We start from the raw sequence: 20123 nt of genomic DNA, 5'->3' as shown, positions 1-20123 counted from the left end.
TCCGGATCGCCCGGCGCAACTTGGTTCAACATCGGGGACGGCGCAGTCCGCATTCCGGCTTCGGCCGGCAGCGGCCGCAGGCGGCTCCCGAATGCAAATATAGCGAATTTTATGACAAAGTTGAGTGTAAACATCAATAAGATTGCCGTGGTGCGCAATTCGCGCGGCGGAAATCTTCCCGACGTGGTCCGTGCGGCCCTCGATATCGAGCGTTTCGGCGCGGAAGGCATCACGGTCCATCCGCGTCCCGACGCCCGCCACATCCGCTACGACGACGTGCGGAACCTGAAACGGGTCCTCGCCACCGAATTCAATATCGAGGGCAATCCGATTCCGAGTTTCGTCGATCTGGTGCTGGAGGTCGTGCCGACGCAGGTGACCCTCGTGCCCGACGCCCACGACGCCATTACGTCGAACGCCGGGTGGGACACGCTCGCCAACCGCGGATTCCTGACCGAAGTCACGGCGCGGTTCCATGAGAAAGGCATCCGGGTCTCGGTTTTCGTCGATCCCGATCCGGCGATGGTCGCCGGGGCGAAGGCGTGCGGCGCCGACCGGGTGGAGCTTTATACCGAGGCCTACGCCCGCGAATACCCCGCCGGCGCCGAAGCCGCGCTGGCGCCCTATCTCGCGGCGGCCGAGGAGGCCCGCCGTCAGGGACTCGGCCTGAATGCCGGACACGACCTCAATCTCGAAAACCTGCGCTTTTTCGTCAGCCGCATCCCGTGGACCGACGAAGTCTCGATCGGCCACGCGCTGATCTGCGACGCGCTCTATTACGGGCTGGAAAACACGGTCCAGCTTTACAAACGCGAACTCCGATAAATAGAAAATGATAAAAAGAAGCCGACCATGAAAAAAATCGTTCTCCTTGCCGCGGCGCTTCTCCTTGCTGCCGCATCGTTCGCCCAGAGCGAATACAACTACCAGAAACGCAGTCTTTTCGAGCAGTTGCCGATTCGCGGCAACGACATCGTTTTCCTCGGCAACAGCATCACCGACGGCGGCGAGTGGGCCGAGTTGTTCAACAACCGCCATGTCAAGAACCGCGGCATCAGCGCCGACCGTTCCGGCTGGCTGCTCGACCGGCTCGATCCGATCATCAACGGCCATCCCAAAAAGCTGTTCCTGATGATCGGCACCAACGATCTGGCCGTCGGCATCACGCCCGAAGAGGTCGCCGCCAATGTCGAAAAACTGCTCGACCGTTTCGCCGAGGAGTCGCCGTGGACGAAGATCTACGTGCAGAGCATCCTTCCCGTAAACGGCGTGGATACGAAGGCCAAGCCGAAGAACCACTGGAAGAAGGGCGCCGAGATCATCGAGACCAACAAGCTGCTCGAAACGCTTTGCGAAGGGCGCAAGAACGTGATGTATGTCGACGTCTATTCCGCGTTGGTCGATGAGAAGGGCATGCTCGACAAGCAGTACACCAACGACGGCCTGCACCTGATGGGCGAGGGCTATCTGGCGTGGAAGACGGTGATCGAAAAATTCGTGAGGTAGCCGCGTGCCGCTGACGAATCCCATATTCCGGCGAATCTCGCGTCTGGCCGAAGAGCAGGGCGTGAGGGCTTTCGTCGTAGGCGGTTACGTGCGCGACCATTTCCTGCGCCGTCCCTCGACCGACATTGACGTGGTGGTCGTGGGCAGCGGTATCGCGCTGGCCGAAGCGCTGGGCCGCGAACTGCACGCCAAGGTCTCGGTATTCAAGACCTTCGGCACGGCCATGCTCCGCCACAAGGGCGTCGAGGTCGAGTTCGTGGGCGCCCGCCGTGAGTCCTATACGCAGGATTCGCGCAAACCGCAGGTCGAGGCGGGCACGCTCGAAGACGACCAGCGCCGCCGCGACTTCACGATCAACGCCATGGCGTGGTCGCTCAACGCCGGTTCGTTCGGCGAGCTGGTAGACCCGTTCGACGGCATGGACGACCTCGAAGAGTGCGTCATCCGCACGCCGTGCGATCCCGACGTTACCTTCTCGGACGACCCGCTGCGCATGATGCGGGCCGTGCGCTTCGCGTCGCAGTTGGGGTTCACGATCGAAGGCGAGACCTTCGACGCCATCCGCCGCAATGCGCACCGCATCCGGATCGTGTCGCGCGAACGCATCGCTGCGGAACTCAACAAGATCGTCCTTTCGCCCGTACCCTCGATGGGCTTCGAACTGCTGGAGCTGACGGGGCTTCTGGAGCTGATTTTCCCGGAGATGCACAACCTCAAGGGCGTCGAGAAGCGGGGCGCGCATGCCCATAAGGACAATTTTATCCATACGCTCAAGGTGCTGGACAACGTCGCCCGCCGCAGCGGCGATCTGTGGCTGCGCTGGGCCGCCGTGCTGCACGACATCGCCAAGCCGCTGACGAAGGCTTACGATCCCAAGGTCGGCTGGACGTTCCACGGCCACGAGGTGCTCGGCTCGAAGATGGTGCCGGCGATCTTCCGGCAGTTGAAGCTGCCGCTCAACGAGCATATGAAATTCGTGCAGAAGCTGGTTTTCCTCCACCTGCGGCCGATCATCCTCTCCGAAGATCTGGTCACGGACTCGGCCGTGCGGCGTCTGCTGTTCGAGGCGGGCGACGACGTGGAGCAGCTGATGATCCTGTGCGAAGCCGACATCACTTCGGGCATCGACGCCAAGGTCAAACGCTATCTGGCCAATTTCGAGCTGGTGCGCCGCAAGATGAAGGATTTGGAGGAGCGTGACCGCATACGCAACTTCCAGCCTCCGATCACGGGCGAGATCATCATGCAGACCTACGGCATCGGCCCCTGCCGTGCTATCGGCGACATCAAGGAGGTGATCAAGAACGCCATTCTCGACGGCGAAATCCCCAACGATTACGACGCGGCCTACGCCCTGATGGAGCGGCTGGCGGCGGAGAAGGGGCTGACGAAGGCCGGGGGGCAGAACCCGTAGAATGGGGCCCGGCCGTCCGGGGCGTATTCGTGAATCGAAAGGTTGGGCCGCTGCGGCTCAACCTTTTTTCATGCCCGCTTCCGCCTCCACCTGCGCCCGCGATTTGGATTTGGTCACCAGCCAGACCCCGGCGAAGACGCACAGGGCCGCCGCGGCCTTGGTGAACCCGAAGGAGTCGAGACCGATTGCAACCGAGAAAAGCACCGCCACGACGGGTTGTACGTAGTTGTACATCGACACCACCGTGGGCCGCAGGTAACGCTGTCCGATCGGCACCATGAAGTAGGAGAGGAAGGTCGAGCAGACGACCACGTAGCCTATTCCGGCCCATGTCCGGGGCGCGAGCGCGGCGTAGTCCACGGCCGCGAGCGGCCGGTAATAGACCGCGGCAGCGACGACGGCCGCGAAGAGGAACATCCACTTCATGGTCGTTACGGGCGAATATTTGACGATTACGTTGCGGAAAGCGGTGAGGAAGGTGGCGTAGCTGACCGCGCTGACGAGACACAATACGTCGCCCTTGACGCTGCTCGTGTGCCCCGTCCCGTGCCGGCTGACCAGAATCAGCAGCAGCGCCCCGGCGCAGCCGAGGAACACGCCGCCCGCCTTGAGCCATGTGATCGGCTCGCGCAGGAACAGCGTCGCCAGCACCATCGTCAGTACGGGGACCACCGTGGCGATGATCGACGAGTCGATGGGCGAGGTGAGCGACAGCCCCCAGAGGAAAAGCATCTGGTTGAGCTGGATGCCGAACACCGACGCGAAGAGCAGCAGCACGATGTCGCGCCGTGCGACTCTCTCGCGGGGCAGGAAAAGCGAGACGCTCCAGAACAGCAGGCAGGCTCCCAGCATGCGGTAGACGCTCAGCGCGAACGGACTGACCCCGCCGGGGTTGTGCTCCGACCAGAGCACGCTCTTGCCGATGGGCGCGTTGAGGCCCCAGACGAGATTTGCGACCCAGAGGGCCGCGTGGCCTTTCAGTTTTCCTTTGTCCATGTCATTGCGGGATTGACGCGGCAAATATAGGTAAAATTTGGTGTAATAATTGCCCCTCGGAATTCCCGTGAGCAAAACGCGTTACAATATCGATCTGGTATTTGCCAACCTCTTTTTCGGAGCGAACTTTTCGTTCTATGTCTCCCTTACGCGCAATTATCTGGACTTCCAGCAGATATTCATGCTTCAGGTCCTTTCGGCGGCGGTGTTCTTCATTCCCTTCGCGCTCTTCTCGAAGCAGTCGTTCCGCATCCGCTGGCGCGACGCGGGCAATATCCTGATCGTCACGATGCTGATTGTCTACGGCTGGATGTACATGCTGTTGTGGGGATCGTCCTACACCTCGCCCATCGACGCTTCGATCATCTCGACCCTCGGTCCCGCCGTGACGCTGATCACGGACCACCTGATGCACCCGCACAAATACATCAGGGCGCGGGTCGTGGGCGTCGTCTGCGCCCTGATCGGCGCCGCCGTCCTGCTCTTCGACCACGGGTTCGTGCTCACCCACGGCAGCCGCGCCTACGGCAACGCACTGGTGCTGGTGGCCGTGGTGGCGATCGCCATCAATACGGTGATTATCAAACCCCAGCTCGAACGGCTGGGAACGCTGGTGGTGATGGGGTGGTACTACATCATCGGACTGGCCGTGACGGCGCCATTCTTCTGGAAATACATCGCCCATACGCAGTTCCTGAAACTGCCCCTTCAGGCGCAGGCCGAACTGGCCTATATCCTGATTCTGGGCACGGTCCTGCCCATGTACCTGCTGTACCGGGGTACGGAGAAACTCACCTCGGTACATACGGCCCTCTACCGCTATATCCAGCCGGTGACCGCCGGAATTCTGGCCGTCGTCCGCGGGCAGGCCGTCTTCGACACGGCCAACGTCGTGGCCCTTGTCTTCATCTTCGCAGGCGTGGTGCTGGTGGTGATCGGCTATAAGTATTACGTCCGCCACGGACTGCCGCCCGTGGGCAGCGACGGGAAGCTGCGGGCCTAGTCCGCCAGCAGGCGTTCGCGCCACGCGTCGGGCACGGGCATGCTTTGCTGCCGCGAGAAGTCGAATGCGACCATCACCGAGCGGCTCTCGCTGCACACCCGGTCGCCGGCGAGCAGCCGCTGGAAGAGCGTGAGGCTTTTGTTGCCGATCTTCTCGCAGGTGGTCGTGACACGCACCCTGTCGTGCAGGCGGATCTGATCCATGTACGAGGTCGAAGTGGAGACGGTGACGATGCGCAGATCGCCGAGCAGCACCTCGTCGCCGAGTATCTTTTCGTAATACTCCATTTTTCCCACGTCGAAATACATCTGCTGCGAGACGTTGTTCACATGCTGGAACGGATCGACGTCCGAGAAGCGCTTCTGGATGGAGGTTTCCAACGTTTTTGCCATGTGTGTTATTCGCGTATGATTTTCACTTCGCCGCCCTCGCCGAAGGCGATGATCGACGACGCCTTTTTCGTGGGCTTGCCCTCGAAGCGGGGATTGACGACGAAATCGACGCCGTCGATGATCTCGCGCGACACTTCGGCGAGTCCTGCGGGCGTCGCCTCGCCCGAAATGTTGGCCGAGGTCGAGACCACGGGCCGCCCCAGCCCCCGCAGTATCCGGCGGCAGAATTCGTGGTCGGGAATCCGCACGCCGAGCGTCCGCTCTTCGGGAATCAGGTTCTCGGCGACGCCGGCCGCTCCCGGAAGGATCGCCGTCAGCGGGCTGGTCGCCAGCTCCATGACCTCGAACGCGATGCCGGGAGCCTTGTTTACGTAGCGCACGACCATGTCGGCCGACGCGCACAGCACGAGCATCGACTTCTTGTTTTCGCTCCGTTTGAGTTTGTAGATGCGCTCCACGGCTTCGGCGTTGGTCGCGTCGCAGCCCAGCCCCCAGACCGTGTCGGTGGGGTAGAGGATGATGCCTCCCGCTTTCATCACGCGGACCGCCTCGTCGGCCTCCCGCTGCAATTCGGTGTTGTTTTGCATAGGTGTTTGTTTTGACGCGCCGCCGCCTTTCGGGCCGCATGCGCCGCGGTTTTGCGCCGTTTCGCACGCCGCAGCTTCGGCCGGCGGCGCGGAATGACGCCGTATGGGTATTCCGCTTATTTTACGGGCAGCACCTCGATCCAGTAGTCGTCGGGATCGCTGATGAAATAAAGCCCCATGTCGTGATTCTCGTAACAGATGCAGCCCATGGCGCGGTGGTATTCGCGGACGGCGTCGTAGTCGCCCGCCACGCGCATGCAGAGATGGCTCTCGTTTTCGCCCAGTTCATAGGCTCCGGCGTGGTCGCGCAGCCATGTCAGTTCGAGGCGGAATCCCGTCTGCCCGTCGCCCAGATAAACCAGTATGAAGCTTCCGTCGCCCGCTTCCTTGCGGTCTGTTTCTTTCAGGCCCAGCGCCTTGTCGTAAAATTCGAGACTGCGTCCGAGGTCGGTGACGTTGATGTTGAAATGGTCGAATCTGCTTTTGATTTCCATAATTACCGGATTTAGTGCTGCGCAAAATTACACAAATATCCCAAAATCCGCATACGCGCCGCGCATAATAAATTTTGGCCGTAATTCTTAATTTTTAATTCTTAATTTTATACCTTTGCACCACGAACGAAAAATAATAACGAAAAATTCATATGGGAAGAGCTTTTGAGTATCGCAAAGCGCGTAAAATGAAGCGTTGGGGACATATGGCCCGCACGTTCACCAAACTGGGAAAAGAGATCGAGATCGCGGTCAAGGCCGCCGGACCCGATCCTTCGGGCAACACCCGTCTGCGTATTCTGATGCAGAATGCCAAGGCCGAGAACATGCCCAAGGAGAACGTCGAACGCGCCATCAAGCGCGCCACCGAGAAAGATGCCGCCGATTACAAAGAGGTCATCTACGAAGGATACGGCTCGCACGGCATCGCATTCCTCGTGGAGACCGCGACCGACAACACCAACCGCACCGTGGCCAACGTGCGCATGTATTTCAACAAATGCGGCGGTACGCTGGGCAACAGCGGCAGCGTGGCGTTCATGTTCGACCACAAGTGCGTCTTCAAGTTCCGCCCGGCCGAAGGCGTCGATATGGAGGAGCTCGAACTGGAGATGATCGATCTGGGTGTGGACGAGTTCTATCCCGAAGAGGACGGCGTTACGGTTTACGCCCCCTACGAGTCGTTCGGCGCCATTCAGAAATGGCTTGACGACAAGGGGTACGAGATCGTGTCGGGAGAGTCGGTTTACCTGCCCACCGATACGAAGGAACTGGACGCCGAAGGCCGCGAGTCGATCGAGAAACTCGTCGAGAAACTCGAAGAGGACGACGACGTGACCAACGTTTACCACAACATGAAGGAGGTCGAGGAGGAGTAGTTTCCCGCCTCAGGACGATACGCTCCGCCCCGAACGGCAAGCCCGTCCGGGGCGGATTTTGTTTTGCGGCCGTTTGTCCTTATCTTTATATTCCTGAAAGGGGCGCCCGTAATAATTGTAGCTTATGATTCGTGCCGATTTACATATTCATTCGCAATACAGCAGCGACGGAGAGTTCCGTCCCGCCGACATCGTCGGCAAATGCGCCGCCGGGGGCGTTGACCTCTTCGCCTTGACGGACCATAACACCGTGCGGGGGCTGGACGAAGCCTGCGACGGGGCTTTGCAGGCCGGATTGGAGTTCGTGCCGGGTATCGAGATCGATTGCAGCTTCGAGGGTACGGACCTGCATCTGCTGGGCTATGGCATCGACTGGAAGTCTCCCGATTTCCGTGCGCTGGAAGAGACCGTCGCCGCCAAGGTCATGGCGTCGTTCGGCGAGACGGTCGGGAAGCTCCGTCGGCTGGGCTTCGCCGTCGATGAGCAGGCCGTGCTGGCCGCCGCGGCGGGCAAACTGCCGACGATGGAGCTGATCGCCGAAGTGATGCTCTCCGACGCCGCGTGCGATACGCCGCTGCTGGCTCCCTACCGGGAGGGCGGCGTGCGCGGAGATATGCCCTATATCAACTTTTACCTCGACTTCGGCGCGCAGGGCAGGCCCGCTTTCGTCCCGATGGAATATATGAACTTCCGCGACGCCGTCGAGCTGGTTCGCGACAACGGGGGCGTGCCGGTGGTCGCGCATCCCGGACTCAATCTGCGGGGCCGGGAGCGTATCGTCGAGAAGTTGCTGGAGCGCGGGGCCGAGGGATTGGAAGTTTTCAATAATTACCACGATGATCGGCAGATCGCCTATTTCGCGCCGCTGGTCCGGCGCCGTGGGGCCTTGATGACCTGCGGCAGCGATTTCCACGGCAAAACCAAGCCCCTGATCCATGTCGGGCGGTTCGGATGCGACGCGCGCTGGGAATCCTCTCTTGCCGATTCGGTCGCGCGGCTCGCGAAAGGCGTGTGAAAATCCGGATTCGGTGGCGCGTCAATCTTCGAACGCGACGAACCTCCGCCCGTCGGTCAGGCAGCAGGGGCAGTAGGAATCGCTGCACCCCGCCGGATAGATGTTGCCGCAGGTCGGACAGACCAGATAGCCTTTCGGGGCGTTGTCTGCCGTAGCGTCCGGCCGACTGTTTTCCGAACCTTCTGCTGTTCCGCGTCCTGAAGCGCGGGCCGTCCCGTTCGCCGGGGCGCCTGCCGTGCCATTATTTGCCCTCCTGCCGGCGATGTTGCCCTGTGTGCCCGCAGGTCTGTTGGCCGCCAGCCGGCGGCGGCAGGTCTCCATCAGCGCCAGATGCCGCATGTCCCCGGACCTCGCCCAGATCAGCACGCGGGCCGCATAGCGGTTGCCGCTTTGCAGGGCGCGCTCGATGTCGTCTGCATGCAGCCCCTCCGGCGGACGGCGTGCGAAGTCGATGCTCCGGCGCAGGTTGTCGTCGGTCGTGCCGTGGAAGACGGTGACTCGCTCCGGCGGTGCGTAGCGGCCGCCGAGCCGGACGATGGCGTTGGCGCAGTTGTACTCCTGAAGTCGCTCGGCGTGGGCCATGGCCCGGAACAGCCGTTCGGCGTCGTGCTCCCGCTCTTGCCGGGCGATGCCCGCGAAATGGTCGTACTGTGCCGATTTGACGTGCTTGCGGCGGCTGCATGCGTCGAGGTCCGACAGCACGCCGGCCCATTTGTCCTGCCGTGTCGTCGTTCCCTCGCGCGTCGCGGCGTAGTACATCCCTGCGAGGATGACTGCCGATGCCGCGAACAGCAGCAGAACCAATAACGGACGTCCTTTCATAATCATATCGACGGTGGAATAAATTTCCGGAAGCATTTTTTGTGCCAACGGGAAGCTGTTTTTCATGGACGGCCCCGGTAGATTCGGGCAAAATAAAAAGGCGGAGTCCGGAGACTCCGCCTTCTTGCCTTATGTGCGACTGTTACAGCCGTGCCTTGATGGCTTTCGAAGCCTCTTCGTAGCCGGGTTTGTCCAGCAGGGCGAACATATTCTTCTTGTACGCCTCCACGCCGGGCTGGTCGAACGGATTGACGCCGAGGATGTAGCCGCTGATGCCGCAGGCGCGCTCGAAGAAGTAGAGCAGCGAGCCGACGGCATGCGCGTCGATCTGCGGAATCTCGATGCGGATGTTCGGGACGCCGCCGTCCACGTGGGCCAGCTGCACGCCCAGCTCGGCCATGCGGTTTATCTCCGAAATGCGCTTGCCTGCGAGGAAGTTGAGGCCATCGAGATTCTCTCCGTCGGCTTCGACGACTACCTTGCCGGCGGGTTCGGCGACCGAAATGATCGTCTCGAACAGCGTGCGTTCGCCGTCCTGAATATACTGTCCCATCGAGTGCAGGTCGGCCGTCAGCGTCACGCTGGCCGGGAAGATGCCCTTGCCGTCCTTGCCTTCGCTCTCGCCGTAGAGCTGTTTCCACCACTCGTTGATGTATTGGAGCTTGGGCTCGTAGGAGCCGAGAATCTCGATCTTCTTGCCGCCTTCGTACAGCTCGTTGCGCACGGCTGCGTAAACTGCCGCCGGGTTCTTTTCGAACGGCGTGCCGTCGGCCGTCGCGCGCTCCATCTCCTGCGCGCCGCGCACCAGTGCGGCGATGTCCACGCCGGCGGCCGCCAGCGGCAGCAGGCCCACGGGAGTCAGCACCGAGAAGCGTCCGCCCACGTCGTCGGGAATGACGAACGTCGGGTAGCCCTCGTTGTCGGCGAGCGTCTTCAGCGCGCCGCGCGCCTTGTCGGTGATGGCCACGATGCGCTCGGCGGCTTCCTGCTTGCCGTAACGCTTTTCGATCTCGGCTTTGATCAGGCGGAAGGCGATGGCCGGTTCGGTCGTGGTTCCCGACTTGGAGATGACGATCGTGGCGATCGAGTACTCCTTCACGGCTTCGAGCAGTTCGTGGGTGTAATCCTCCGAGATGTTCTGGCCTGCGAACACCACGACGGGTTCCGTCCGCTTCTTGTGCAGGAACTTGAACGAATCGCTCATGGCTTCGAGCACGGCCTTGGCGCCCAGATACGAGCCGCCGATGCCGATGCAGATGATCACTTCGGCCTTCTCGCGGAGCTTCGCGGCCTGCTTCTCGATGGCTTCGATCCGGTCGGGCGTGATCGACGAGGGCAGGTGCACCCAGCCGAGGAAGTCGCTGCCGGCGCCCTTGCCCGATTCGAGCAGGGCGTTGGCCGCCTGCGCCTTGGCCTGCATTGCGGCCGAAACCGCAACGCCCGTTTTGGAGATGTCTAATTTCAGAGTTTCCATGTTATTGTCAAATTAATTTGGATGTCAGTTCTTTCATGCACTTGCGCGCCGAAGCCCCTTGGTAGAGCACGTTGTAAACCATTTCGGCGATCGGCATTTCGATCTTGTGGCGGGCGTTGATGTGACGGATGCAGTCGGCGGCGAAGTAGCCTTCGGCGACCATCGTCATTTCGTTGAGGGCGCTTTTGACCGTGCAGCCGTGGCCGATGAGCAGTCCCAGCCGCCGGTTGCGGCTGTAGACCGAGTAGCAGGTCACCAGCAGGTCGCCCAGATAGCCCGACACCAGCGTGTCGCGCTCGGCCGGGTAGCTCTCTTCCAGAAAACGGCGCATCTCTCCGGCGCTGTTGGCGATCAGCACCGCGAGGAAGTTGTCGCCGTAACCCAGCCCGACGGCGATGCCGACCGAGAGGGCGTAGATGTTTTTCAGGATGGCGGCGTACTCGATGCCGTACAGGTCGGTCGAGTAGCTCAGGTGAATGTAGTCCGTGGCGAATTTCTCGCCCAGCATCTGGGCGTTCTCCGGGTCGGTGCAGACCACCGTGAGGTAGGAGAGCTTGCCGCGCGAGACCTCCTCGGCGTGCGACGGGCCGGTGATGATGCCGATCTGTTTGTACGACAGGTCGTAGCGGTCGTGAACGTATTCGACGATGGTCTTGTAGTCGCCGGGAACGATGCCCTTGATGGCCGAGACGACGAATTTGTCCTGCAGCGAGACCGTCAGCGGTTCGAGGAACGTCTTGAGGTAGGCCGACGGAGTGGCCAGAATGACGATGTCGGCTTCGCGGACCACCTCGTCGAGGTCGTCGGAGGGGGCGATGCGCCGGCGGTCGAACTCCACGTCGCTCAGATAGCGGGGGTTGCGGCCTTCGGCGAGCAGTCCTTCTAGCACTTCGGGATTGCGGACGTACCAGCCTACGCGGGCTTCGTTCGCGGCGAGCAGCCCCACGATAGCCGTCGCCCAGCTGCCGTAGCCGATCACGGCGCAGCGGGCCTCTTTTCCGATTTTGTATTCCATGTAAGGATCGATTGTTTCGGTCTACAAATGTAATCAAAAAAAATAATAAAAAAATGTAAAAATATCCCTCGCTTTTTGTTACCTTTGTCCGGATATGTCGCCTTACGGCGGCGGCCCCGGCGGGAGGTTAGGCCGGGCGAGATACAGAACGTTGATTATAAAATAATTAAGGAAATATAACAGTTGGGTGTAGCACTATGGGAATTTTTTCACTGACACAGGAGCTGGCCATCGACCTCGGTACGGCCAACACGCTGATAATCTACAACGGCAAGGTCGTGGTCGATGAACCGTCGATCGTGGCGCTCGACGTGCATACGGGCAAGGTCGTGGCCATCGGCCATCAGGCGCGCCAGATGCACGAGAAGACCAACCCTAACATCAAGACGATCCGGCCGCTGAAGGACGGCGTGATCGCCGATTTCAACGCCACGGAGCTGATGCTGCGCGGCATGATCAAGAAAGTCAAGACTTCGGGCAGTCTCTTCGCCCCCTCGCTGCGTATGGTGATCTGCATTCCGTCGGGTTCGACCAACGTCGAAATCCGCGCCGTGCGCGACTCCGCCGAGCATGCCGGCGGCCGCGAGGTCTACATGATCTACGAGCCGATGGCCGCGGCGCTGGGCGCCGGTCTCGACGTCGAGGCTCCGGAAGGCAACATGGTCATCGACATCGGCGGCGGCACGTCGGAGATCGCCTGCATCTCGCTGGGCGGCATCGTCTGCTCCGAGTCGATCAACACCGCCGGCGACGTCTTCACCAACGACATTCAGAGTTACGTGCGCCAGCAGCACAATATCCGTATCGGCGAACGTACGGCCGAAGCCATCAAGTGTTCGATCGGTGCGGCCGTCTCCGATCTGGACGAGGAGCCCGAAGACTTCGTGGTGACGGGTCCCAACATGCTGACGGCCCTGCCCCAGACCGTGTCGCTCAGCTACAGCGAGATCGCCTATGCGCTCGAAAAGTCGCTCACGAAGATCGATGCCGCGCTGATGAAGGTGCTCGAATCGATGCCGCCCGAACTGTATGCCGACATCGTGAAGAACGGCATCTATCTGGCCGGCGGCGGCGCCCTGATCAAGGGGCTGGACCGGCGTCTGAACGAGAAAACCGGCATTCCGTTCCACATCGCCGAAGACCCCCTGCGCGCCATTGCGCGCGGTACGGGCATCGCGCTGAAGAACATCAACCGCTTCTCGTTCTTAATGAAATAGTTGTAACGCACTCCGGCCGGACCGGAGGTGAGAGGTGAATAAATGAATACGGATTGCGGGCATAGTGTCCGCAATCTTAAATTAACGAGAAACCGTGCGCAAGCTCTTAGAGTTTATCCGAAGCATCTATGTCATGGTGCTGTTCGTCGTGCTCGAAGTGATAGCCGTCAGCTATTACGCCCACTCGACCTACTACACGCAGGCCCGGCTGCTGGCGCGTTCGAATCAGGTGGTCGGCGGCGTGCACGGCATGTTCGCGGACATCCGGCATTACTTTTCGCTCGGACGCGAGAACCGCGACCTGCTCGCGCACATGGCCGAGATGAAAGAGCGGCTGGCCGTGTACGAGGAGGCCGAGACCGCCGCGCGGCTGGACAGCTACATGCAGGACGTCGGAATCTCGAAATACCGCGTCATCACCGCCTCGGTGGCTTCGAATACGGTCAACCGTGCGCAGAACCTCGTCGTTCTCAACCGCGGCCGCCGCGACGGAGTGGCCGAGGAGATGGCGCTGCTGGCGTCCGACGGCTCGATGGCGGGCTATGTGGTCGACTGCACGGAGCGCTATTCGGTGGCGATGTCGGTGCTCAACACTTCGTTCCGCGCCAGCGGCAAGTTGGTGGGCTCCGATTATTTCGGTTCGATCTACTGGGACGGCGCCGACCCTCACACCGTGGTGCTGGACGAACTGTCGAAGTACGCCGATCCGCAGCCCGGACAAGAGGTCGTGACCACGGGCTTCTCGCAGTATTTTCCCGCCGACGTGCTGATCGGCTGGGTTGAAAGCGCCGAGCTGAACGAAACCCGCACGGCTTTCAAGGTGCGCGTGCGGCTGGCGGCCGAAATGTCGCGCCTGACGGATGTGATTCTGGTCGAGAACCGCGACCTGACCGAAATCCGCGATTTGCAGAACAGTGAAAAAGTAGAACAACATACCCGGCTGAACTAAATGCACAGAACGCTTCCATACATTTCGCTCTTCGTCGTGACGGTGCTTTTGCAGGTCTTTCTGTTCGACAACCTGTCGATCAGCATCTACCTCAATCCGCTCGTCTACGTGGCGTTCGTCGCCCTGCTGCCGCTGGATACGCCGCCCGTGGTGCTGCTCGCATCGGGACTGGCCATGGGCGTGACGATGGATTTCGCCATGGGAGCCGCGGGCGTGAACACCATTGCCACGCTGCTTGTCGCCTTCGTGCGTCCGGCGCTCCTGCGGACGCTGTATACCCGTGACGATCTCCGCGAAGGCGGCGTCCCCTGCGCCGGGCGGCTCGGACGGCGCGTATTCCTGAATTACCTGATCGTGCTGGTGCTCCTGCACCATGCCGTATTCTTCTCGCTTGAGGCCCTTTCGTGGATGCACCTCGTGCGTACATTGGTGCGTATCGTCGTCAGCGGCGCCGTGTCGGTGGCCTTTATCTGGATTATCGCCCGTATTTTCACCGCAAAACTTCCCGTGCGCGTATGAGAGACTCCGAAGGATTCGTCCGGATGCGCACCCTGCAGTGCGTGGTGCTCTTCGTCTTCCTGCTGATCGGCGGCCGTCTGGCCTATATCCAGCTTGTCGACTCGCGCTACAACGAACTGGCCAAAGCCAACGTGCTGCGCCATGTGGTGCAGTATCCGCCGCGCGGCGAAGTCTTCGACCGCAACGGGGAGTATCTGGTCCAGAGCCGCGAGTGCTATGACCTGATGGTGATCTACAGCGAGATCGACAAGAAGGGCTTCGACACCCTGCGCATGTGCGAGGTGCTGGGCCTTTCGCGCGAAAAGCTCGAAAAGGAGCTTGCCAATGCCCGGATGCGCCCCCGTGCGCCCCGCGTGGTGACGAGCTATATCTCCAAGGAAGACAAGCTGCGTTTCGACGAATGCAACTTCCGGGGATTCTATGCCGTCTACCGTACGGTCCGCCGTTATCCCCGCAAGGTGGGCGGCAACCTGCTGGGATTCGTGGGCGAGGTGAACGCCGATTTCCTGAAGCGCCACCCGGACTACAAGTCCGGCGATTATGTGGGTATGAGCGGCGTGGAGTCGGCTTACGAACCCCTGCTGAAAGGCCGGAAAGGCGTGAAGATTCAGGAGATCGACACCCACGGGGCGATCAAGGGTTCCTATATGAACGGCGTTTACGACTCGCTGCCCGAACCGGGGCGCTACCTCGTCAGCACGATCGACGCCCGCCTGCAGCTGCTGGGCGAGGAGCTGATGCGCGGCAAGGTCGGGGCGGCCGTGGCGATCGAACCTTCGACGGGCGAGATACTGATGATGGTCTCCTCGCCGACGTACGATCCCGACGAACTGGTCGGCCGGGAGCGCGGCAACAACTACATGAAGATGATCTACAACAAGCGGCATCCGCTTTTCAGCCGTGCCGTGAAGGCCAAATACCCGCCGGGATCGACCTTCAAGCTCGTGCAGGGCCTGATCGGGCTGCAGGAGGGCGTGCTCAGGCCCTCGGACCTGCACGTCTGCCACGAAGGCTATCAGGTCGGCCGCCGGCGCATGAAATGCCACGCCCACGCTTCGCCGCTGGACCTGCGCTTCGCCGTGGCGACCTCGTGCAACGCCTATTTCTGCTATGTCTTCCGCGACATTCTCGACAACCGCAAATACGAGAGCGTGAAAGACGGCTACGACGTCTGGAAAGAGTATGTCGAGAGTTTCGGTTTCGGCCGCAAACTCGGCTCCGACTTCCTCGACGAGGGCAACGGCTACGTGCCCGACCGCTCGTACTACGACCGCCAGTACAGGGGTTCGTGGAATTCGCTGACGGTCATTTCGCTGGCCATCGGTCAGGATGCGCTGGGCTGTACGCCCTTGCAGCTGGCCAATCTCGCGGCCATCGTCGCCAACCGGGGCTACTACTACATTCCGCATATCGTCAAGAAGATCGAGGGGCAGGATTCGCTCGACCGCCGTTTTTACGAACGCCACTATACCAAGGTCGATCCCAAGCACTTCGAACCGATCGTCGACGGCATGTGGCGGGGCGTCAACGTCGGCGGCACCTCCACGGCGGCGCGTCTGGAAGGACTCGACGTCTGCGGCAAGACCGGTACGGCCGAGAATCCCCGCGGCCGCGACCACTCGACCTTCCTCTCGTTCGCGCCCAAGGACAATCCGAAGATCGCCATTTCGGTCTATGTCGAAAACGGCGGTTTCGGCGCTTCGGCGGCCCTGCCGATCGCCAGTCTGCTGGAGGAGTACTACCTGACCGACACGATCCGCCGTCCGGCCCTGCTGGAGCATATCAAGAATATGAACATCTATTACCCTTCGTATGACCGCTAACCGCCATAGTATCTTTTACGGAGTGGACCTCTGGACGGTCCTGCTGTACGTGCTGATCGTGCTGGCGGGGTGGGTGTCGATCACCTCGGCGTCGTACGACGAGGGCACGGCCGATATCTTCTCCTTCTCGCACTTCTACATGAAGCAGCTGATGTGGATCGGCGTGGCGTGGACCACGGCGCTCGTGGTGCTGCTGCTCGACGAACGGTTCTACCATATGTTCGCCTATCCGGCCTATTTCGCGGGATTGGCGCTGTTGCTGGGCGCGCTGTTGTTCGGCCGCGAGGTGAATGGCGCCAAGGCGTGGTTCGAATTCGGTTCGTTCCGCCTGCAGCCCGTCGAATTCGTGAAGATCGCCACGGCTCTCGCGCTGGCCCGCGTGATGAGCGCCTACTCCTTCTCGATCAACCGTCCGGGCGACCTCTTCAAGGTGGGCGTGGTGATCTGCATCCCGCTTTTCATCATCATCCTGCAGAACGACACCGGTTCGGGCATCGTGCTCGGCTCGTTCCTCTTCGTGCTTTACCGCGAGGGACTCAACAAGTGGCTCTGCATTCCGGTGCTGCTGATCGCCGCGCTGTTCATCGTGTCGTTCCTGCTTTCGCCCATGACGCTGCTCGTGTCGATCATTCTGGTCTGCACGCTCTCCGAAGCGATGATGACCGGGGAGTGGTGCTCGCGCCTGATCTATCTGGCGTCGCTGGCGCTGGCGAGCATCCTGCTCTGCATGACGATGGCGCTCGTCGCGCCCGGCGTGATGGACCTGCACGCCTGCCTGCTGACCGTGACGCTGCTGTCGCTGGTCGGCGTGCTCGTCTATGCCTTCCGCATGAACCTGAGCAGCACCCTGATTACCGTGGGGCTTTTTCTCTGCACGATGATCTTCCTCCCCACCACCGACTATATCTTCAATTCGATTCTCAAACAGCACCAGCGCGACCGCATCCTGAGTTTTCTGGGCATCATCAGCGATCCCCTCGGCACGGACTACAACGTCAATCAGTCGAAAATCGCCATCGGTTCGGGCGGGTTCTGGGGCAAGGGATTCCTCGAAGGCACGCAGATCAAGTACGGCTTCGTGCCCGAACGGCATACCGACTTCATCTTCTGTACGGTCGGCGAAGAGTGGGGCTTTCTGGGGACGATGGTCGTGCTGGCCCTGCTCTGCATGCTGATCCTGCGCCTGATGCGCATGGGCGAACGGCAGCAGGAGCCTTTCGGCCGGATTTACTGCTACTGCGTGGCCGCGATCCTGTTGTTCCACGTGCTGGTGAACGTGGGCATGACCATCGGCCTGATGCCCGTGATGGGCATTCCGTTGCCGTTCATGAGCTATGGCGGTTCGTCGCTTATTGCGTTTACCATTTTGTTGTTCATCGCCGTGCGGCTCGACGCTTCGACGCGGCAGTTTTCCCTGAATTAAATACTGCATACCAATGATCCGTTACAATCCCAAAGGTTTATCCTCGCAAGAGGCCGCAGACAGCCGGCGGACGCATGGCGACAACGTCATCACGCCGCCCAAAGACGATTCGGCATGGAAGCTTTTCGTCGAGAAGTTCAAGGACCCGATCATCCGCATTCTGCTGCTGGCCGCGGTGCTGTCGCTTGCCATCGGGTCCGTTCACAAGGATTTCACCGAGTCGATCGGCATCATATGCGCCATTATTCTGGCGACCTGCGTCGGGTTCTGGTTCGAGTGGGACGCCATGCGGCGTTTCCGCCGGCTGAATCAGGTCAACGACGATATTCCGGTCAAGGTGATGCGCGACGGCTCGATCCGCGAGATTCCCCGCCGCGACGTGGTCGTGGGCGACGTGGTCTATATCGAAAGCGGCGAAACCGTGCCCGCGGACGGCGAGCTGGTCGAAGCTGTGTCGCTGCGCATCAACGAATCGACCCTCACGGGCGAACTGGAGGTGGATAAAACCGTCGACGAGGCGCATTTCGATTCCGAAGCGACCTATCCTTCGAACGTCGCACTGCGCGGTACGACCGTGGCGGACGGTTACGGCGTTCTGGTTGCTACGGCCGTGGGCGATGCGACCGAAGCGGGCCGCGTCACGGAGCAGGCGACCGTCCAGAGCGACGAGCAGACGCCGCTCAACCGCCAGTTGACGCGCCTCTCGAAACTCATCGGCCGGGCCGGCATTGCGCTTGCGGTCGCTATTTTCTGCGTCATGCTCGGCAAGGCGGTCTTCGTCGGTGGGTTGTTCGAGCGCGACTGGCTCGAAATATCGCAGCAGGTGCTGCACATTTTCATGGTCTCGGTGGCCATCATCGTGATGGCCGTTCCCGAAGGACTTCCGATGAGCATTACGCTGTCGCTGGCGATGTCCATGCGGCGCATGCTCAAGACCAACAACCTCGTGCGGCGCATGCACGCCTGCGAAACGATGGGCGCCGTGACGGTCATCTGCACCGACAAGACCGGCACGTTGACCCAGAACCGGATGCACGTGCAGGAACTGGTGCGTTACGATGCGCTTCCGGCGCATGATTTCGCCGAGATCGTGGCCGCCAACTCCACGGCTTTCCTCGACGCTTCGGGCGCCGTTATAGGCAACCCGACCGAGGGCGCCCTGCTGGAGTGGATGCGCTCGCAGGGCGAGGATTACGAACCCCTGCGCTCGGAGGCGAAGATCGTCGACCGGCTTACCTTCTCGACCGAACGCAAATATATGGCGACGATCATCGAAAGCGGCGTTTCGGGCCGCCGGATCGTCTGCGTCAAGGGTGCGCCCGAAATCGTGCGCGCCATGTGCGCCCCCGACGGCAAGGATACGCAGGTCGCCGAGCAGCTGGCCGGGTTTCAGGGCCGCGCGATGCGTACGCTCGCCGTGGCGTGGGCCGAAACCGCCGAGGACGACTGTCTGCGTGCCGTAGCGGCGTCGCAGCTGCATTTTTCGGGTGTGGCGGCTATCTCCGATCCGGTGCGCGAGGATGTCCCCGACGCCGTGCGGCGCTGCTTGAACGCCGGGATAGACGTCAAGATCGTCACGGGCGACACTCCCGCTACGGCGCGCGAGATCGCCCGCCAGATCGGCTTGTGGGACGACGCCCGCGACAACGACCGCAACTACATGACCGGTACGGAGTTCGCGGCGATGAGCGACGATGAGCTGCTCGGACGCGTGCGGGAACTGAAGATCATGTCGCGCGCCCGGCCGCTCGACAAACAGCGGCTCGTGCGTCTGTTGCAGCAGTGCGGCGAGGTGGTGGCCGTGACGGGCGACGGTACGAACGACGCCCCGGCGCTCAACTTCGCCAACGTGGGGCTTTCGATGGGATCGGGCACCTCCGTTGCCAAGGACGCCAGCGACATCACGCTGCTCGACGATTCGTTCGCTTCGATCGCGACGGCCGTCATGTGGGGCCGCTCGCTTTACCGCAACATCCAGCGTTTCGTACTTTTCCAGCTGACGATCAACTTCGCGGCGATCGTGATCTGCTTCGTCGGCGCGGTTTTCGGCACCGACATGCCGCTGACGGTGGTGCAGATTCTCTGGGTCAATATCATCATGGACACCTTTGCGGCGATGGCGATGGCCTCGCTGCCGCCCAATCCCGAAGTGATGCTCGAAAAACCCCGTCCGCGCGACGAGTTCATCATTACGCCCGGCATGGCCCGCACGCTCTTCATCTGCGGCGGCATCATGGTCGCCGTCCTGCTGGGCATGCTCTTCTGGTGGACGATCACCGCAGGCGGACTCACCGTGCGCCAGCTGACGCTTTTCTTCTCGACGTTCGTTTTCCTGCAGTTCTGGAACATGTTCAACGCCAAAGGCTTCGAGACGTGCCATTCGGTCTTTACCTGCCTGCGCGGGTGCCGTGAGTTTTTCCTCATCCTGCTGGCCATCGCCGCGGGACAGGTGCTCATCGTCGAGTTCGGCGGCGAGGTGTTCCGCACCGAGCCGCTTGCGTGGCGCGAATGGGCGGCCGTCATCGGCTGCACCTCGCTGCTGGCTATCGGCGGCGAAGCGATTCGTGCCCTGCGGCGAAAACGTTGAACGACTGGC

General features: G+C 61.3%; 19 protein-coding genes. 12 read left to right on the top strand and 7 right to left on the bottom strand.

All coding sequences use genetic code 11. From position 1 onward, the window contains the following. The first annotated feature begins 111 nt into the window (after positions 1-111). The 3 genes from HMPREF9720_RS02080 to HMPREF9720_RS02070 are packed head-to-tail and all read left to right on the top strand — an operon-like array spanning position 112 to position 2920. Entirely contained in the window at positions 112-825 is a 714-nt protein-coding gene (locus HMPREF9720_RS02080; RefSeq protein ID WP_009596470.1) for a pyridoxine 5'-phosphate synthase, read from the top strand. 27 nt (positions 826-852) lie between these two features. Then, complete coding sequence (locus HMPREF9720_RS02075) at positions 853-1506, top strand: GDSL-type esterase/lipase family protein (RefSeq protein ID WP_009596340.1); 654 nt, start codon at positions 853-855, stop codon at positions 1504-1506. Between the two features lie 4 nt (positions 1507-1510). Next, complete coding sequence (locus tag HMPREF9720_RS02070) at positions 1511-2920, top strand: CCA tRNA nucleotidyltransferase (RefSeq protein ID WP_009596426.1); 1410 nt, start codon at positions 1511-1513, stop codon at positions 2918-2920. Between the two features lie 57 nt (positions 2921-2977). Here HMPREF9720_RS02070 and HMPREF9720_RS02065 read toward each other — a convergent pair whose 3' ends face one another. Beyond that, the gene (locus HMPREF9720_RS02065; RefSeq protein WP_009596346.1) at positions 2978-3916 is read right to left on the bottom strand and encodes a DMT family transporter; all 939 of its coding nucleotides are present in this window, start codon (positions 3914-3916) and stop codon (positions 2978-2980) included. A gap of 49 nt (positions 3917-3965) precedes the next feature. Between HMPREF9720_RS02065 and HMPREF9720_RS02060 the strand changes: the two genes are divergently transcribed. Continuing rightward, the gene (locus tag HMPREF9720_RS02060; protein WP_009596447.1) at positions 3966-4919 is read left to right on the top strand and encodes a DMT family transporter; all 954 of its coding nucleotides are present in this window, start codon (positions 3966-3968) and stop codon (positions 4917-4919) included. Here HMPREF9720_RS02060 and HMPREF9720_RS02055 read toward each other — a convergent pair. From HMPREF9720_RS02055 to HMPREF9720_RS02045, 3 genes are all read right to left on the bottom strand, one after another. Further along, positions 4916-5311 (bottom strand): acyl-CoA thioesterase, encoded by a 396-nt coding sequence (locus HMPREF9720_RS02055; protein WP_009596370.1) that lies wholly within the window; start codon positions 5309-5311, stop codon positions 4916-4918. The genes HMPREF9720_RS02060 and HMPREF9720_RS02055 overlap by 4 nt on opposite strands. Before the next feature lie 5 nt (positions 5312-5316). Beyond that, entirely contained in the window at positions 5317-5898 is a 582-nt protein-coding gene (locus HMPREF9720_RS02050) for an L-threonylcarbamoyladenylate synthase (RefSeq protein ID WP_009596392.1), read from the bottom strand. Positions 5899-6014: 116 nt separating this feature from the next. After that, positions 6015-6392 (bottom strand): VOC family protein, encoded by a 378-nt coding sequence (locus tag HMPREF9720_RS02045; RefSeq protein WP_009596440.1) that lies wholly within the window; start codon positions 6390-6392, stop codon positions 6015-6017. Between the two features lie 152 nt (positions 6393-6544). Here HMPREF9720_RS02045 and HMPREF9720_RS02040 point away from each other — a divergent pair, with 152 nt between their 5' ends. Then, positions 6545-7270 (top strand): YebC/PmpR family DNA-binding transcriptional regulator, encoded by a 726-nt coding sequence (locus HMPREF9720_RS02040; RefSeq protein WP_009596327.1) that lies wholly within the window; start codon positions 6545-6547, stop codon positions 7268-7270. A 124-nt stretch (positions 7271-7394) separates the two neighbouring features. Next, on the top strand, positions 7395-8285 hold the full coding sequence (locus HMPREF9720_RS02035; protein ID WP_009596410.1) for a PHP domain-containing protein: 891 nt from the start codon (positions 7395-7397) through the stop codon (positions 8283-8285). 21 nt (positions 8286-8306) lie between these two features. Here HMPREF9720_RS02035 and HMPREF9720_RS02030 read toward each other — a convergent pair whose 3' ends face one another. The 3 genes from HMPREF9720_RS02030 to HMPREF9720_RS02020 form a co-directional block, all read right to left on the bottom strand. Next, positions 8307-9113: a rubrerythrin family protein gene (locus HMPREF9720_RS02030; protein WP_244264960.1), complete on the bottom strand. Its 807-nt coding sequence runs from the start codon at positions 9111-9113 to the stop codon at positions 8307-8309. Positions 9114-9249: 136 nt separating this feature from the next. Then, complete coding sequence (locus tag HMPREF9720_RS02025; RefSeq protein ID WP_009596512.1) at positions 9250-10581, bottom strand: glucose-6-phosphate isomerase; 1332 nt, start codon at positions 10579-10581, stop codon at positions 9250-9252. A 7-nt stretch (positions 10582-10588) separates the two neighbouring features. Next, a complete protein-coding gene (locus HMPREF9720_RS02020; RefSeq protein WP_009596366.1) occupies positions 10589-11596 on the bottom strand; it encodes an NAD(P)H-dependent glycerol-3-phosphate dehydrogenase in 1008 nt (335 codons plus the stop codon). 197 nt (positions 11597-11793) lie between these two features. Between HMPREF9720_RS02020 and HMPREF9720_RS02015 the strand changes: the two genes are divergently transcribed. The 6 genes from HMPREF9720_RS02015 to HMPREF9720_RS01990 all read left to right on the top strand — a co-directional run bounded on the left by HMPREF9720_RS02015 (position 11794) and on the right by HMPREF9720_RS01990 (position 20114). After that, positions 11794-12813 carry a rod shape-determining protein gene (locus tag HMPREF9720_RS02015; protein ID WP_009596510.1) on the top strand — a complete coding sequence of 340 codons (1020 nt, stop codon included), beginning with the start codon at positions 11794-11796 and terminating at the stop codon, positions 12811-12813. 94 nt (positions 12814-12907) lie between these two features. Then, positions 12908-13762 carry a rod shape-determining protein MreC gene (gene mreC / locus HMPREF9720_RS02010; protein ID WP_009596338.1) on the top strand — a complete coding sequence of 285 codons (855 nt, stop codon included), beginning with the start codon at positions 12908-12910 and terminating at the stop codon, positions 13760-13762. After that, positions 13763-14281: a hypothetical protein gene (locus HMPREF9720_RS02005; RefSeq protein ID WP_009596503.1), complete on the top strand. Its 519-nt coding sequence runs from the start codon at positions 13763-13765 to the stop codon at positions 14279-14281. Beyond that, a complete protein-coding gene (locus tag HMPREF9720_RS02000; RefSeq protein ID WP_009596417.1) occupies positions 14278-16104 on the top strand; it encodes a peptidoglycan D,D-transpeptidase FtsI family protein in 1827 nt (608 codons plus the stop codon). The genes HMPREF9720_RS02005 and HMPREF9720_RS02000 overlap by 4 nt, the downstream gene beginning before the upstream one ends. Next, positions 16094-17527, top strand: a complete 1434-nt coding sequence (rodA, locus tag HMPREF9720_RS01995; RefSeq protein ID WP_039939574.1) for a rod shape-determining protein RodA — start codon at positions 16094-16096, stop codon at positions 17525-17527. The genes HMPREF9720_RS02000 and rodA overlap by 11 nt, the downstream gene beginning before the upstream one ends. A gap of 13 nt (positions 17528-17540) precedes the next feature. After that, positions 17541-20114 carry a calcium-translocating P-type ATPase, PMCA-type gene (locus HMPREF9720_RS01990; protein ID WP_009596514.1) on the top strand — a complete coding sequence of 858 codons (2574 nt, stop codon included), beginning with the start codon at positions 17541-17543 and terminating at the stop codon, positions 20112-20114. Positions 20115-20123: the final 9 nt, after the last annotated feature.

Source organism: Alistipes sp. HGB5 (assembly GCF_000183485.2).
GTDB lineage: Bacteria > Bacteroidota > Bacteroidia > Bacteroidales > Rikenellaceae > Alistipes > Alistipes finegoldii.
The sequence above is the reverse complement of the archived record's forward strand: the minus strand, read 5'-3'. Positions and strand labels throughout refer to the sequence as shown.

Excerpts from the sequence above, each read along its gene's own strand:
- HMPREF9720_RS02080 (WP_009596470.1), top strand. The coding sequence starts at position 112 with ATGACAAAGTTGAGTGTAAACATCAATAAGATTGCCGTGGTGCGCAAT.
- HMPREF9720_RS02075 (WP_009596340.1), top strand. The coding sequence starts at position 853 with ATGAAAAAAATCGTTCTCCTTGCCGCGGCGCTTCTCCTTGCTGCCGCA.
- HMPREF9720_RS02065 (WP_009596346.1), bottom strand. The coding sequence starts at position 3,916 with ATGGACAAAGGAAAACTGAAAGGCCACGCGGCCCTCTGGGTCGCAAAT.
- HMPREF9720_RS02055 (WP_009596370.1), bottom strand. The coding sequence starts at position 5,311 with ATGGCAAAAACGTTGGAAACCTCCATCCAGAAGCGCTTCTCGGACGTC.
- HMPREF9720_RS02050 (WP_009596392.1), bottom strand. The coding sequence starts at position 5,898 with ATGCAAAACAACACCGAATTGCAGCGGGAGGCCGACGAGGCGGTCCGC.
- HMPREF9720_RS02045 (WP_009596440.1), bottom strand. The coding sequence starts at position 6,392 with ATGGAAATCAAAAGCAGATTCGACCATTTCAACATCAACGTCACCGAC.
- HMPREF9720_RS02040 (WP_009596327.1), top strand. The coding sequence starts at position 6,545 with ATGGGAAGAGCTTTTGAGTATCGCAAAGCGCGTAAAATGAAGCGTTGG.
- HMPREF9720_RS02035 (WP_009596410.1), top strand. The coding sequence starts at position 7,395 with ATGATTCGTGCCGATTTACATATTCATTCGCAATACAGCAGCGACGGA.
- HMPREF9720_RS02030 (WP_244264960.1), bottom strand. The coding sequence starts at position 9,113 with ATGATTATGAAAGGACGTCCGTTATTGGTTCTGCTGCTGTTCGCGGCA.
- HMPREF9720_RS02025 (WP_009596512.1), bottom strand. The coding sequence starts at position 10,581 with ATGGAAACTCTGAAATTAGACATCTCCAAAACGGGCGTTGCGGTTTCG.
- HMPREF9720_RS02020 (WP_009596366.1), bottom strand. The coding sequence starts at position 11,596 with ATGGAATACAAAATCGGAAAAGAGGCCCGCTGCGCCGTGATCGGCTAC.
- HMPREF9720_RS02015 (WP_009596510.1), top strand. The coding sequence starts at position 11,794 with ATGGGAATTTTTTCACTGACACAGGAGCTGGCCATCGACCTCGGTACG.
- HMPREF9720_RS02005 (WP_009596503.1), top strand. The coding sequence starts at position 13,763 with ATGCACAGAACGCTTCCATACATTTCGCTCTTCGTCGTGACGGTGCTT.
- HMPREF9720_RS02000 (WP_009596417.1), top strand. The coding sequence starts at position 14,278 with ATGAGAGACTCCGAAGGATTCGTCCGGATGCGCACCCTGCAGTGCGTG.
- rodA (WP_039939574.1), top strand. The coding sequence starts at position 16,094 with ATGACCGCTAACCGCCATAGTATCTTTTACGGAGTGGACCTCTGGACG.
- HMPREF9720_RS01990 (WP_009596514.1), top strand. The coding sequence starts at position 17,541 with ATGATCCGTTACAATCCCAAAGGTTTATCCTCGCAAGAGGCCGCAGAC.